The sequence below is a fragment of the Streptomyces sp. NPDC057474 genome, from assembly GCF_042802555.1.
Lineage (GTDB): Bacteria > Actinomycetota > Actinomycetes > Streptomycetales > Streptomycetaceae > Streptomyces.
Map to the genome: position 1 here is coordinate 1 of NZ_JBHVDX010000022.1, position 12,767 is coordinate 12,767.

Consider the following 12,767-nt stretch of genomic DNA (forward strand, 5'->3'; position numbering starts at 1 on the left):
CGTCCGCACCGGGGGGCGCGTCCCAAACCCGTTGCGGCCGGGGGCCCACGTTACCCCCGGCGCCTCCCCGCACTTTGGTGGGGGGGCGCCCCCACCCGCTCGTGGCAGGTTCGCGGCGCCCCCTGGCAGTTCCTGAGGGAGTACCTCAGGAGTCTGTCGGCCGGCGCGTGGCCTCGGCTACGAGGCGATCTGCGCGGCCACCGTGTTGGAGAAGGTGGTCAGCCGGGTGTAGATACCGGGGTACTGCGCGTCGGCGCAGCCGTAACCCCAGGAAACTATGCCTGCCAGGACGCCCCCGATCATCAGGGGACCGCCGCTGTCGCCCTGGCAGGTGTCGACGCCGCCGGAGGAGTATCCGGCGCAAACCATGGAGCTCGCGACGAACTCGGAGCCGTACGAGCTGGAGCTGCCGCAGACCGAGTCGGCGACGACCGGTACGGTCGCGGTGCGCAGCTGGTTGGAGGAGGAGCCGCCCGAGGAGGTGGTGCCCCAGCCGATGATGCGGGCGGTGCTGCCGGCCGCGTAGACGCCCGTCTGCGAGGCGCTGACGTACGACGCCGTGGTGTACGGCTGCGCGACCGCGAGCGTCAGTACGGCCACGTCACTGGTCATCGTGGAGCTGTTGTAGCTCGGGTGGATCCAGATCTTGCTGAGCGTGCTGACGGTGCCGTTCGTGCCGTTGCGGTAGGTGCGGCCACCGACGACGCGAGTGCTGGAGGTGGTTCTGCCGACCATGCAGTGGGCGGCGGTGATCACCTTGGTGGGCGACACAAGGGTGCCACCACAGAACTGGCTCTGCGAGGCGTTCGTGATCTGCATGACGTACGGGTACGCGCTCGCGGTGGTGGTCGTACCACCCACGATGGGCTGGGGAGCGGCGACGGCGCCGGGGGCGGTGAGCAGCGCGGCAGCGGCGGCGGCAGCGGTGGCCGCGGCGGCGACCATCGACTTCTTGACGCGGTTGAACCCGAACATGGTTCTCCTCATGGGGGATTGCCGGTGGGGGACGCGCGGGTGGGGGGTTGGTGCACAGAGCCTGCGGTGCCGCCCCCGCTCGGGGGAGCCGAGCGGGGGCGGCGGGCCGGTCTGTGTGCCCTGGCGTGCGGCACGTCACAAAAACTATGAGCCGGAGTGATCCCCTCCCAAGGGGGGATCCCCCTAGGGGAGTTGGGGAGGGAAAACCCTCGATGACCCGGGCCGGGGTTTGAGCCTAGGCTGGAGCCGCAAGGCCGCTGCGCGCACTGGCTCCGCCCGAAGCGCGGCAGGCGGGAATGTGACGACAGGGCCCAGGTCCCGGGAGGGGCTCGTCAGCCGGTCCCGGGGAGGTCAGTTCGTACGGTGTCCCGCCGCCAGTCGCACGATGTCCACACGCGACCGGATGCCCAGCTTCCGGTAGACCCGCGTGAGTGTCGCCTCGACCGTCTTCACGCTGATGTACAGCCGGCCGGCGATCTCCCGGTTGGTCGCACCCTCCATGACCAGCTCCGCGACCTGGCGTTCCGTCGCCGCGAGCACGGCGAGGGCGTCCAGCGCCGACGGCGCGATCGCGGGCTGCTGCGGGGGCGCCGGGGTGACCGAGGCCTCCTCCACCTGACGCAGCCACGGCAGTGCGCGGCAGCGGCGGAAGAGCCGGGACGCCTCGTCGTACGAGCCCGGCCCGGACGCCGGCGTCGCCCCTGGCCGGGCGAGACCGAGGGCCTGCGGGAGGGTGCGCAGCCCCGCCAGGGCGTACGCGGCCCGCGCCTCCTCCAGGCCGTAGCCCAGCTTCGCCAGTCGGTCCTGCGCCGACGTCAACTGCCTTACGGCAGCGTCCTGTTCACCCCGTGCCGCGCGTACCAGCGCCTCGGCCCGGTCGAGGACGGCGAGCACGCTCTCCCGCCCGAGCCGCAGCGCCTGTTGCCGGGTGACGTCGATGACGTCCTGCGCCTCGGCCAACTCGCCCACCCGCACCAGGGCTTCGGCGAGATCGCCGTGCCACCGGCCGCGTGCGGGGTCGGTGACCCCGAGCCCTTCCTCCAACTCCCGTACGCGGCGAAGGGATTGCACCGTGCCCGGCGCGTCCCCCGCCACCAACCGGGCGTGCCCGAGGGCGCCCAGGGCCCGGGAGAGGTACATCAGGTCGCCGTCCTGCTCCGCGCGCTCGGCGGCCTCCCGGGCGAGCGCCTGGGCCCGCTCCACGTCACCGCCGGCGGCCTCCGCGAGCGAGGTGAGCATGGCGGACGCGCCCTCGCCGATGCCGGAGTCACGGGCGAGGACATAGCCCTCGCGGGCGAGGTCCAGGGCCCGGCCGCAGTGCCCGGAGCGCAGCTCGGTCTCGGCGAGGAAGCGCACATAGTGCACCTCGCTCTCGACCATGCCGCGCCGCCGCACCTCGCGCAGCAGGGAGGTGATCGTCGCACGGGCCTCGCCGAGCTGGTCGCTCATCATCAGCCAGCGGAAGCGGGTCGCGCCCGCCCCGTTGTGATGGCACGCCAGCTGCGGGTCCTGCGGCTCCTTCAGCGCCCGTTTGATCGTCATGGGCGCGTCCGGGTGCCCCATCAGGATCTCGGCCTGCGCCTGGAAGGCGAGCGAGAGCAGCTCGGTGCGCCGGTCTTCGGCCCGCGCCGCGAGCTCCGCCGCCCGCGCGGCCTCCTCCCGGCTCCGGGCGAAGTCGCCTTCGAGGACCAGGGCGCGCCAGGCCAGCTGGTAGCGGACCAGGCCGAGCAGCCGCGGGTCGTCGCCCGCGTCGGCGAGGACCTGCGGGTAGACGGCGTCGACCTCGGCGAGGGACTGCCCGGCCGCGTCGATCACCACCATCCAGGCCCGGACCCGCTCGGCGGGCTCGGTGGCCCGGCTCAGCACCTCACGGGCGATGTCCCGGCCGAGGTCGTTCTCCCCGGCGGTCAGCGCGTCCTCGGCGGCCTGCAACCGCCGCTCGTCGGGGCCCGGCGTCGCGCCCGCCGGGGTGTGCCGGGCCGAGAGCAGGCCCAGCTCGGCGGCGACCGAGGGCGCGCCCCGGTCCCGGGCCACGGCCGCGGCCTCCCCCAGCTGCCCGGCGACCTGCGGATCGGTGCCATGGGTGGCCAGCGCCAGATGCCGGGCCCGCTCGATGGGGTCGACGGCGGCGGTGGACAGCGCGGCGTGGGCGGCCCGCCGCTCCTGGGCGGTCGCCTCGGCGTACAGCGCGGCAGACACCAGGGGGTGCGCGAACCGCACGCCCGGCCCCTCCCGCTCCGGCGCGAGCAGCCCCAGCTCGACGGCCTGCGCGGTCTCCGCCTCGGCGTTCTCGCGCCCGGCGGCGCGCAGCAGCGCCACCGTGGGCCGGGCACCGGCGCTGGCGACCAGCAGGGTGCGGCGGGCCTCGGCCGAGAGCATGTCCAGCCGGTTCAGGACCAGGGTCCGCAGCGAGGTCGGCACGGGCAGCGACTCGCCCGGACGCGGCGGCGTCGGGCTGTCGGCGAGGGCACGGCCCAGCTCCAGTGCGAACAGCGGGTTGCCGCCGCTGGTGCGGTGGATGTCCCGCACGGTCGAGCGGGGCAGACCGGTGTAGCCGCGGTTCTCCAGCAGCTCGGCGACGTGCGTCCTGGACAGCGGAGTGACCCGGAGGGCGAGGGTGTCGGGAGGGGACGCGCGTAGATACCTGTCCTGCTCGTGACCATGGGGGTCCGTCGAAGTGCGTACGGCGCACAGCATGCGCACCGGCATCTCGCCGAGCCGCCGCGCGGCGAACCCGAGCAGCTCGACACTGGCCGGATCCAGCCACTGGAGGTCGTCCGCGACGATCAGCACCGGGCCCTTGGCGGCCAGGGCGCGCAGGGTCGACAGGACGGCCAGCCGCAGGGCGAGCCCGTCGCGCTGGAGCGTGGACTCGCCACGGCCGGTGAGCGCGGATTCGAGCGCGGTGCGCTGCGGGGCGGGCAGCTGGTCGGACACCTCGTCCATGACCAGACCGAGCAGATCGGTCAACGCGAGGAACGGCAGGTGCGACTCGGACTCGGTGGCCGAGCAGCGCAGCACCGTCCGTGCCGATTCGTCGTATTCCGCGGCCAGGGCGCGCAGGACGGTCGATTTTCCGATACCAGCGGAGCCGTGCACGAGCACACTGCCGCCCCGCGAAAGCTGCTCACGCGCCCCCGCGAACAGCTCCTCCCGGCCTATGACCAGGTCGGGGCGGGGTCTCCCAGGCTCCTTGAACTCCCGTCGCACGGGCCACCGCTCCCCTCGAGTGTCGTGTCCGGGCCAATATTAGGCGTCCAGTCTTTGAATTTCGGAACGTAGCCCCGGTGTGGGAAATAACAGGAAGGGTACGGCATAAGGAATTTCACCTGCCCGTTACATGAAAGCTGACGTTCCCGCGCCGTAAGGGACTCGGGGCAGTGACATCTGCGGCTCCGCCGCGTGGGCGCGACCAGCCCTCACCGGGCCGGCGGTCCGACGGCCGATCCTCGTGCGGAGCGTTACGGCAACAGTCCCGCCCGGCGTGCGGCGACGACCGCTTCCCACCGGGTGTGAGCCCCGAGCTTCCGCATGGCCGAGCGTAGATAGGCCTTCACCGTCTCGGGGCGCAGCCCCAGACGATCCGCGGCGACCGTGTTGGTCGCACCCGTCGCGACGCAGGCCAGTACGTCCGTCTCGCGCGGGGTCAGGGCGACCCGGGCGGCGCTGTCCGGCCCGGTCCTCTCCCCGCCGGTCACGCCGGCCAGGCGCCCGCACACCCGCAGCAGCTCCGCTCGCAGCTCCTGATCGTCGATGCGCGGGGCGAGCGCGCGCAGCGCCCCGTGCGCCTCCCGGACCTCCTCCCACGCCCCGGCCGAGTCTCCCTCGGGCGCCCGGGTCGCGGTCAGCAGGTTCCGCGCCTCGTCCCGCACCACCAGCGCCTGCTCCATGTCCCGCGCCGCTTCCAGCGCGGCTCCGACCGTGCGGTCGCCCAGCGGCTGGGCCGCGCGCAGGGCGCCGTACAGCACCCCGCGCACCTGACGCCGTACGACGACGGGGACCGCGAGGACGGAGCGGATGCCCTCGGCGGCTACCGCGGCGTCGTACTCGTGGCTGATCTGGCGCGAGACGGAGTAGTCGGTGACCCGGCACGGGCGGGCCAGGGCCACCGTCTTGCCGCCGAGGCCGTTCCCGGAGTACACGGCGAGGCCTTGAAGCGCGGTCGTACGGTTGCCCTGGAGTTCGCTGATGCGCAGTTGCCCGGGCCCGGGCTCGACCAGCCCCGCGAAGGCGAGCGGCAGCCCGGTGGCCTGCCGGAGCCGGTGCAGCGCGCCGCGCAGGTCCGCCCGGCCGGACAAAGCCGGCCCGACGGAATCCGAGGGATTCCAAGCCATGAACTCGCCCCTTCCGCGCGGCGCACCCCCCCGTTCGGGGGTAGTGAGACGTGTATCACGCATTACACGATGTCAGGCAACGGTCCGGCAATGAGGAGGACACATGTCGGCGAGGACGAGCGCCACGGACGAGTTCCGGGCGGCCCGGGACTTCCTGTTGGCCCATCGTGAGGACTACGCCACGGCCTACAAGGGCTTCACCTGGCCGCGTCCGGAGTACTTCAACTGGGCGCTCGACTGGTTCGACGTGATCGCACGTGGGAACGAACGCACGGCCCTGCACATCGTCGAGGAGGACGGCACCGAGACCGTGGTCTCCTTCGCCGAGATGTCCGCGCGCTCGTCCCAGGTCGCCAACCGGCTGCGGGACCGGGGCGTCCGTGCCGACGACCGCATCCTCGTCATGCTCGGCAACCAGGCGGAGTTGTGGGAGACCGCCCTCGCCGCGATGAAGCTGCGCGCCGTCGTCATCCCCGCGACCCCGCTGCTCGGCCCCGCCGACCTGCGCGACCGGATGGAGCGCGGCCGGGTCAAGCACGTGATCGTACGGGCCGAGGACGCCCCCAAGTTCGAGGATGTTCCCGGCCGTTACACCCGCACGACGGTCGGCGGCAGGGTGGACGGCTGGCGGCCGTACGAGGAGGCCTACGCGGCACCCGCCCGTTTCGAGCCGAACGGCGCCACCAATGCCACCGACCCGCTGATGCTGTACTTCACCTCGGGCACGACCGCCTGGCCCAAACTGGTCGAGCACACCCATGTGTCGTATCCCATCGGCCACTTGGCGACCATGTATTGGATCGGCCTGAAGCCCGGCGACGTCCATCTCAACATCTCCTCGCCCGGCTGGGCCAAGCACGCCTGGTCCAACCTCTTCGCCCCGTGGAACGCGGAGGCGACCGTGTTCATCCACAACTACACCCGCTTCGACGCGAGTCGGCTGCTGTCGGAGATGGAGCGCGCGGGTGTCACCACCTTCTGCGCCCCGCCCACGGTGTGGCGCATGCTCATCCAGGCCGACCTCACCCAGCTGCGCACCCCGCCCCGCGAGGCCGTCGCCGCCGGTGAGCCGCTCAATCCCGAGGTCATCGAGCAGGTGCGCCGCGCCTGGGGCGTCGCCATCCGCGACGGCTTCGGCCAGACCGAGACCGCCGTCCAGGTCTCCAACAGCCCCGGCCAGGAACTGAAGACCGGTTCGATGGGCCGGCCCGGCCCCGGCTTCAAAGTCGTCCTCCTCGACCCCGTCTCGGGCGCCCCGGACGCCGACGAGGGCGAGATCGCCCTCGACCTCTCCAACCGCCCCGTCGGTCTGATGACCGGCTACCACGGCGATCCGGACCGTACAGCCGAGTCCATGGCCGGCGGCTACTACCGCACCGGCGACATCGGTTCACGGGACGCGGACGGCTACATCACCTACGTGGGCCGCGCGGACGACGTGTTCAAGGCGAGCGACTACAAGATCAGCCCGTTCGAGCTGGAGAGCGCTCTGCTGGAGCACGAGGCGGTGGCCGAGGCGGCCGTCGTGCCCGCGCCGGACGAGGTGCGGCTCGCCGTGCCGAAGGCGTACATCGTGCTGGCGGCCGGCTGGGAGGCGGGCCCGGACACCGCGAAGGTGCTCTTCGAGCACTCCCGGACCGTCCTCGCGCCCTACAAGCGCCTGCGCCGCCTGGAGTTCGGCGACCTGCCGAAGACCGTGTCGGGCAAGATCCGCCGCATCGAGCTGCGCGAGGCCACGGCCGAGGGCTCGGACGCGGAGTACCGCGAGGAGGACTTCCGGTGACGGCGCGAGAGGATCTTCCGGTGGCGGCACGCGAAGACGTCGAGATGACGGAACCGTCGTACACGCACGGCACGAGCGACACGGTCCTGCTCGGTGACACGATCGGCGCCGACCTCGACCGGGCGGTCGCGGCCTGGCCCGACCGCGAGGCCCTCGTCGACGCGCCGTCCGGTCGGCGCTGGACGTACGCCCGATTCGCGGTCGACGTCGACGAGTTGGCGTACGCGCTGCTCGCGAGCGGTGTCACCAAGGGCGACCGGGTCGGCATCTGGGCGGTCAACTGCCCCGAGTGGGTGCTCGTCCAGTACGCCACCGCCCGTATCGGCGCGATCATGGTGAACATCAACCCGGCCTACCGCACCCACGAGGTCGAGTACGTCCTCAACCAGGCCGGTGTCTCCCTGCTTTTCGCCTCCCTCGGCCACAAGACGAGCGACTACCGGGCCATGGTCGAACAAGTCCGCTCCCGATGCCCGCAGTTGAGGGAGACCGTCTACATCGGGGACCCGAGCTGGGACGCGCTGATCGCGCGCGGGACGCCGGTGCCGTACGAGGACCTGTCCTGCGACGACCCGATCAACATCCAGTACACCTCGGGCACCACGGGCTTCCCCAAGGGGGCGACCCTCTCTCACCACAACATCCTCAACAACGGTTACTTCGTCGGGGAGTTGATGGCCTACACCGAGCAGGACCGGATCTGTGTGCCCGTGCCCTTCTACCACTGCTTCGGCATGGTGATGGGCAACCTCGCGGCGACCTCGCACGGCGCCTGCATCGTGATCCCGGCCCCGTCCTTCGACCCCAAGGCCACCCTGGACGCCGTCCAGCAGGAGCGCTGCACCTCGCTGTACGGCGTACCGACCATGTTCATCGCGGAGTTGAACCTCCCCGACTTCACCGCCTACGACCTCTCCTCCCTGCGCACCGGCATCATGGCGGGCTCGCCCTGCCCGGTGGAGGTGATGAAGCGGGTGGTCGCCGAGATGCACATGACGGAGGTCTCGATCTGTTACGGCATGACGGAGACCTCGCCCGTCTCCACCCAGACCCGGCGAGACGACGACCTGGAACACCGCACCGGCACCGTCGGCCGCGTCCTCCCGCACATCGAGGTGAAGATCGTCGACCCGGTGACCCGGGTGACCCAACCACGCGGCACGGCGGGCGAGTTGTGCACACGTGGCTACAGCGTGATGCTCGGCTACTGGGAGGAGCCGGAGAAGACCGCCGAGGCCGTCGACGCCGGGCGGTGGATGCACACCGGGGACCTGGCGACGATGCGCGAGGACGGGTATGTCGAGATCGTCGGCCGCATCAAGGACATGATCATCAGGGGTGGCGAGAACATCTACCCGCGCGAGATCGAGGAGTTCCTGTACGGCCACCCGAAGATCGCCGACGTCCAGGTGGTCGGCGTGCCCCACGAGCGGTACGGCGAGGAGGTGCTCGCCTGCGTCATCCCGCGCGAGGCAGCCGAACCGCTCACGCTGGAGGAGCTACGGTCCTTCTGCGACGGGCGGTTGGCGCACTACAAGATCCCGAGCGCGCTGCGCATCCTGGACGCCTTCCCGATGACGGTGTCGGGGAAGGTACGGAAGATCGAGCTGCGGCAGCGGTACGCAACCGAGTAGAAGACGCGCCCGTAAGGGGCGCGGGGCCGTCACATGGGCGGCTCCGCCGCGCGGGCGCGACCAGCACAGACGGCCCGCGGTGCTGCCATCACACTTCTCGGCGGAGCGCTCAGGCTTCGGCGCCGGTGGCGATGAGGGCCGTCGCCGCGCCGTTCACCGGTTGCGGGGTGCCCGTGAGGTCCAGGACGAACAGGGAGACATCCAGGCCGTCGGCGCGGTCGCGGGCGTCGTTCTCGTACCCGGCGAGGGAGAAGTACACGCAGTCGGTGCACTCCGTCATGGCGGTCAGCCACAGGCACTCGATGTCGCGCAGCGAGGCCGGGCGCACCGACGGATCCACCTGGGCCAGGACACCCCGCGCGGCCAGGCCGATCCCGGACGGCTGGCGCTGGTCGGCACGGCGGATGTCCCGGTAGCCCAGCCAGCGCAGATAGAGGGCGACCGCGGTGACCGCGTCGCGGGCCGTACGTATGGTGACGGGCCGGAAGGTCGCCCTGGGAGCGGCGGGTGGTTCGTCCGTGTCCGTGGCGCAGTCGGGGCGCAGGGGCCGTGAAGCGCCGGTCACGGGGACGCGCAGCACGGTCCCGCAGGAGCAGCCCAGCTCTGGGTGGGGCCACTGGTCGGCGCGGCCGCAGCTTCCGCAGCGGACGGTGACCCAGTCCTCGTCCCAGGTGTGGTGCGTGACGGAGGTGGGGGTGGCGCGGCGGTTCAGGGGCGGGGCGACCGGGGTGCCGCACGCACAGGGGTAGGCCGGTGCGGCGTACTGATGCTCCCGCCCGCACTCCGGGCACCGCACCGCCATGCTCTCGCTCATGCTCCCCACCCCACCACCGAGCCACATCGAAAAGCGCCTCCTCATCGTCCTCCAGCCAGGGCCGTTCCGGCAGGAGAACGCCCCGAGACGCCCCGGTGGATTCCGCTGCCCACGCCCTTGACGCTCCTTACTCCGCCCCCTACATTGCTTCCAGATAGTAGAAAGTAATTTCCACAATGCGGAAAATCAGCAGAAATAACAACTGACGAAATCACGGAAGTGCTCACCGCGGGGCGCGACGGGAGCGCGAGTCCGGCAGCTGAATCAGGAGTACGCAATGGCTCGTATGACCGCTGCCCGCGCGGCAGTCGAGATCCTCGAACGGGAGGGCGTCCGTGACGCGTTCGGTGTCCCCGGCGCGGCGATCAACCCCTTCTACGCGGCCCTGAAGGCCTCCGGCGGCATCCAGCACACCCTCGCCCGGCATGTCGAGGGCGCGTCGCACATGGCCGAGGGCTACACCCGCACCCACTCCGGCAACATCGGTGTCTGCATCGGCACCTCCGGGCCCGCCGGGACCGACATGATCACCGGGCTCTACTCGGCCATCGGTGACTCCATCCCGATCCTCTGCGTCACGGGCCAGGCACCCACGGCCGTGATCCACAAGGAGGACTTCCAGGCGGTCGACATCGCCTCCATCGCGGGGCCGGTCACGAAGATGGCCGTGACCGTGCTGGAGGCCGCGCAGGTCCCGGGCGTCTTCCAGCAGGCCTTCCATCTGATGCGCTCCGGGCGCCCCGGGCCCGTCCTCATCGACCTCCCCATCGACGTCCAGCTCACCGAGATCGAGTTCGACCCGGACACGTACGAGCCGCTCCCGGTCTACAAGCCGGCCGCCACCCGTGCCCAGACAGAGAAGGCGATCGGGCTGCTGAACGCGTCGGAGCGGCCGCTGATCGTCGCGGGCGGCGGGGTCATCAACGCCGACGCCTCCGAACTCCTCGTCGAATTCGCCGAGTTGACCGGTGTCCCGGTCGTGCCCACGCTCATGGGCTGGGGAGTCCTGCCCGACGACCACGAGCTGAACGCCGGCATGGTCGGTCTGCAGACCTCACACCGCTACGGCAACGCGACCTTCCTGGAGTCCGACTTCGTCCTCGGCATCGGAAACCGCTGGGCCAACCGGCACACCGGGAAGCTGGACGTCTACACGGCCGGGCGGAAGTTCGTCCACGTCGACATCGAGCCCACCCAGATCGGCAGGATCTTCGCCGCCGACTACGGCATCGCGTCCGACGCCAAGGCCGCGCTGGAGCTGTTCGTGGCGGTGGCAAGGGAGTTGAAGGAGGCGGGCCGGCTGCCGGACCGCTCGGAGTGGGCGGCCGGCGCGCAGGACCGCAAGGCACGGCTCCAGCGCCGTACGCACTTCGACGACATCCCGATCAAGCCGCAGCGCGTCTACGAGGAGATGAACAAGGCCTTCGGCCCCGAGACCCGGTACGTCTCCACCATCGGCCTCTCCCAGATCGCCGGCGCACAGATGCTGCACGTCCACCACCCGCGTCACTGGATCAACTGCGGCCAGGCGGGCCCGCTGGGCTGGACCATCCCGGCCGCTCTCGGCGTCGCGAAGGCCGACCCGGAGGCGTCCGTCGTCGCCCTCTCAGGCGACTACGACTTCCAGTTCATGATCGAGGAGCTGGCGGTCGGGGCACAGCACCGCATCCCGTACGTCCACGTCCTGGTCAACAACTCCTACCTGGGCCTCATCCGCCAGGCCCAGCGCGCCTTCGACATCGACTTCCAGGTCAACCTGGAGTTCGAGAACGTCAACTCGCCCGAGCTGGGCGTCTACGGCGTCGACCACGTCAAGGTCGCCGAGGGCCTGGGCTGCAAGGCGATCCGGGTGACCGACCCGGCCGAACTGGGCGCAGCCTTCGAACAGGCGAAGAAGCTCGCGGCGGAGTACCGGGTGCCGGTCGTCGTCGAGGCCATCCTGGAGCGCGTCACCAACATCTCGATGTCCACGACGAACGACATCGGCAACGTGGTGGAGTTCGAGGAGATCGCGACGGAGCCGGGCCACGCGCCCACGTCGATCGCGGAGTTGCGGGTCTGAGGCGTACGGCGTCGGCGGTGGCCTAAGTCTTGGCGGTGCCGTACGGCCGTCGGCGTCGGAGTTGGGCGTCGGCGCTGGGTTGGCGTTGGCATACGGACGTCAGGGGCGGCTCATCCGGGGGGTGGATCGCCCCCCGTCCCGCGCTCGAGGGCTGTTGCGCCCCGCGGGCGTGCTCAGAGGCGTGCACCGCGTTGTTCCAGTGGGAGGAGGGGGAGGGGAAGCCCTGCGGCAGCGCGACCTCGCATGACGCGAGCCGCTTTGTCGCGCCGCCGCTCATGGCCTCCCCCGTTTCCCCCGTTCTCCCCCGTTCCGCAGGTCCCCCGTTCTCCCCCGATCCTGCGTTCCCCCGTGCCCCCGGATTTCCCCCGTGGGGGCTTCCCCCGTCGAGGCCCGCCGCCCCCGTGCCGGCGGGCCTCGTGTGTCGAGAATGTGCCCTGCCCCAGGGGCAGTTGAAGCACTGGTGCACGGGTTCAGAGGTTGATTTGAGGGTTCCGTAGACGGTCTACGCCCGCTGGCGTAGGCACGGAGCCGTGGCGATGGCCGGTGATCGGGTTGTCAGACCTTGATCGCACCATCCCTCCATGGCGTCGCGATGCGACATGGCACTGGAGTGGCAGCTCGAGAAGGCCGCGGAAGACGCGGCCGGACAGCCGGTGAAGGACGCACCGGCCGCGGTCTTCGCGCACATGAACGGCGGAACGGGCCGCGGCCGACAGGGCGGCAGGAACTCGAACGGCTGCTGGCGGAGGCGCGGGCCACGACGGCAGGTGCCCGCGAGCGGAACGTCGTGCGCATGCTCCAGGACTGTCTCGACCACGCCCAGGGCCTCATCCTCGGACCGGACTTCGACGAGTGGTACCGGCTCACCCGGGACGGCAGACGCGACCGGATCAGCCGGGACTACCTCGGAAAGACGATCCGGGTCAACGCACCGCCGGATGGTCGAGGAGGGCCGGGGCTGGCTGGAGAAGCATCCGACGCGAGCGTGGCGGAGTTCCTGGAGCACTTCCGGGCCCAGGGGGAGGACTCGCTCCACATGGAGGCGCCCGGGACAGGCCCGGACGCTGGGTGATCCCGCGCGGCTGTGCCGAGTCGGCCCTGTGGCTGGAGCGCAACCTCCGTGACGGCCGTGTCGACATCGATGATCCCGCCGTCGCCGCCCGGG

8 protein-coding genes are annotated in these 12,767 nt (G+C 71.2%); 4 read left to right on the top strand and 4 right to left on the bottom strand.

The window, feature by feature from the left end; genetic code table 11:
- Positions 1 to 177: 177 nt before the first annotated feature.
- The 3 genes from ACFU53_RS08965 to ACFU53_RS08975 all read right to left on the bottom strand — a co-directional run bounded on the left by ACFU53_RS08965 (position 178) and on the right by ACFU53_RS08975 (position 5,309).
- Complete coding sequence (locus ACFU53_RS08965; RefSeq protein ID WP_383987916.1) at positions 178 to 975, bottom strand: S1 family serine peptidase; 798 nt, start codon at positions 973 to 975, stop codon at positions 178 to 180.
- A 351-nt stretch (positions 976 to 1,326) separates the two neighbouring features.
- On the bottom strand, positions 1,327 to 4,185 hold the full coding sequence (locus ACFU53_RS08970) for an AAA family ATPase (RefSeq protein ID WP_383987919.1): 2,859 nt from the start codon (positions 4,183 to 4,185) through the stop codon (positions 1,327 to 1,329).
- Between the two features lie 251 nt (positions 4,186 to 4,436).
- Positions 4,437 to 5,309, bottom strand: coding sequence for a response regulator transcription factor (locus ACFU53_RS08975; RefSeq protein WP_383987923.1), 873 nt, complete (start codon positions 5,307 to 5,309; stop codon positions 4,437 to 4,439).
- Positions 5,310 to 5,412: 103 nt separating this feature from the next.
- On the opposite strand from ACFU53_RS08975, the gene ACFU53_RS08980 reads away from it, so the two are divergent.
- Together ACFU53_RS08980 and ACFU53_RS08985 are read left to right on the top strand one after the other, a co-directional pair.
- A complete protein-coding gene (locus ACFU53_RS08980; RefSeq protein WP_383987926.1) occupies positions 5,413 to 7,092 on the top strand; it encodes an AMP-binding protein in 1,680 nt (559 codons plus the stop codon).
- Positions 7,093 to 7,136: 44 nt separating this feature from the next.
- The gene (locus tag ACFU53_RS08985) at positions 7,137 to 8,726 is read left to right on the top strand and encodes an AMP-binding protein (protein ID WP_383988105.1); all 1,590 of its coding nucleotides are present in this window, start codon (positions 7,137 to 7,139) and stop codon (positions 8,724 to 8,726) included.
- Positions 8,727 to 8,835: 109 nt separating this feature from the next.
- Here the strand turns inward: ACFU53_RS08985 and ACFU53_RS08990 are convergent, their stop codons facing one another.
- On the bottom strand, positions 8,836 to 9,540 hold the full coding sequence (locus ACFU53_RS08990; protein WP_383987929.1) for a hypothetical protein: 705 nt from the start codon (positions 9,538 to 9,540) through the stop codon (positions 8,836 to 8,838).
- 277 nt (positions 9,541 to 9,817) lie between these two features.
- Here ACFU53_RS08990 and gcl point away from each other — a divergent pair, with 277 nt between their 5' ends.
- Both gcl and ACFU53_RS09000 read left to right on the top strand, forming a co-directional pair.
- Positions 9,818 to 11,602 (top strand): glyoxylate carboligase, encoded by a 1,785-nt coding sequence (gcl, locus tag ACFU53_RS08995; protein ID WP_383987932.1) that lies wholly within the window; start codon positions 9,818 to 9,820, stop codon positions 11,600 to 11,602.
- Positions 11,603 to 12,395: 793 nt separating this feature from the next.
- On the top strand, positions 12,396 to 12,674 hold the full coding sequence (locus tag ACFU53_RS09000; protein WP_383987935.1) for a hypothetical protein: 279 nt from the start codon (positions 12,396 to 12,398) through the stop codon (positions 12,672 to 12,674).
- The last annotated feature ends 93 nt before the right edge of the window (positions 12,675 to 12,767 follow it).